The organism is Acidovorax sp. DMC1, assembly GCF_056314325.1.
In genome coordinates, this window is the sequence record NZ_JBQUYO010000021.1 from 1 (window position 1) to 1,239 (window position 1,239).

The window sequence follows — 1,239 nt, forward strand, 5'->3', positions numbered from 1 at the left end:
TGGGCTGCTGCCGGTTCCGTTGACACCGACCTAAGCTTCTTGAGCTTTCTCGAACTGTACGGGACTGAGATAGCCGAGCGTCGAATGCTGGCGCGTCGGGTTGTAGAAGCACTCGATGTAGTCGAACACATCTGAACGGGCCTGCCCTCGTGTGCGGTACACCTTCCTGGCCGTGCGCTCGGTCTTGAGGGAGCTGAAGAAGCTCTCCATGGCCGAGTTGTCCCAGACCTCACCGGCCCGGCTCATGCTGCAAGTGATGCCTTGTTCATCCAGCAGCTTCTGGAAGTGCTCGCTGGTGTACTGGCTACCCTGGTCCGAGTGATGCAACAAGGCCACCGGCTTGCCTCGCCGCCACACGGCCATCATCAGCGCATCCACCACGAGCTGCGAGGTCATGCTCTCCTGCATCGACCAGCCCACGATGCGCCGCGAGTACAGGTCCAGCACCGCCGCCACGTACAGCCAGCCCTCGGCTGTCCAGATGTAGGTGAAGTCGGCTACCCACTTCTGGTTCGGGCCATCGGCCCGGAACTGGCGGTCCAGCACGTTATCGGCCACCGCGCTGCGCGTGCCCCGGTCCTTGGGCAGTCCACGTCGTCGGGGCCTGGCTCGTAGTGCCTGCTCTCGCATGAGTCGCTCGATGCGGTGCAGACCACAGGCTTGACCTTGCTCCAACACGTCGTGCCACACACGGCGCGCGCCGTAGGTGCGGTCGCTGCGCACGAAGCTCTGGTGGACCTGCGCGCCCAGCACTTCATCGCTGAGGCTGCGCTGGCTCCTGGGCCGTGTGAGCCACGCGTAGAAGCCACCCCGCGAGACACCGAGCGCCTCGCACATCAGATTGACCGGCCAGGCCCCTCGGTGTTTCGCCACGAAGCCGAACTTCACATCGACTCCTTCGCGAAGTAGGCCGCGGCTTTTTTCAGGATGTCGCGCTCCATCTTGAGCTTGGCAACCTCCTTGCGCAGTCGCGCTATCTCCGCGTCCTGGGCCTTCTGCTTGCCGTTGCCAGGGAACGCCTCCTGGGGCTCCTCTCGCAACTCACGAACCCACTTGCGCAGCACGTTCTCGTGAACGTCCAGGTCCTTGGCTGCCTGGGCCACAGCCACGCCACGCTCGGTGACCAGCCTGACCGCCTCGAGCTTGAACTCGCGGCTGAATGTCCTTCTTCTCTCCATGAACCACCTCCGGTTTCATCTTCCACCTTAACAAGGTGTCATCGAAACCGGCAGCAGCCCA

1 protein-coding gene is annotated in these 1,239 nt (G+C 63.3%); it reads right to left on the bottom strand.

Annotated features, from left to right (window positions below):
• Positions 1–30 precede the first annotated feature (30 nt).
• Positions 31–1,178 (bottom strand): IS3 family transposase gene (locus ACT531_RS21720; RefSeq protein ID WP_476018762.1). Its coding sequence is split into 2 segments (ribosomal slippage): positions 31–917 and positions 917–1,178, totalling 1,149 coding nucleotides; the frame shifts between segments, so codons are not numbered across the junction.
• Between the last annotated feature and the right edge of the window lie 61 nt (positions 1,179–1,239).